This is a genomic window from Vibrio marinisediminis, from assembly GCF_014050145.1.
In the GTDB taxonomy this organism is placed as follows: Bacteria; Pseudomonadota; Gammaproteobacteria; order Enterobacterales; family Vibrionaceae; genus Vibrio; species Vibrio marinisediminis.
Genome location: NZ_JACFYF010000283.1, coordinates 1 through 264 on the forward strand (window position 1 = coordinate 1; position 264 = coordinate 264).

Here is a 264-nt window from a genome sequence, read left to right on the forward strand (position 1 = left end):
CGAATTCCTGCTGATGTCGGACCTGGTGCTGAATCATGTCTCCAGCCAGGGGGCATGGTTCAACGCCTACCGCCAGGGGCACGCGCCCTATGACCGGTTCTTCTTCGAAGCCTCGCCCGAGGACGACCTGTCGGACGTGGTCCGTCCGCGCACCACGCCGCTGCTGCAACAGGTCGAGACCGCCAACGGCCCGCGCCATGTCTGGTGCACCTTCAGCCATGACCAGATCGACCTGGATTTCCGCAACCCCGAGGTGCTGCTGGA

General features: G+C 64.4%; 1 pseudogene. It reads left to right on the plus strand.

Features of this window, described 5'->3' with window-relative positions:
• Positions 1-264, plus strand: a pseudogene (locus H2O73_RS24110) (alpha-amylase); the annotation flags it as partial.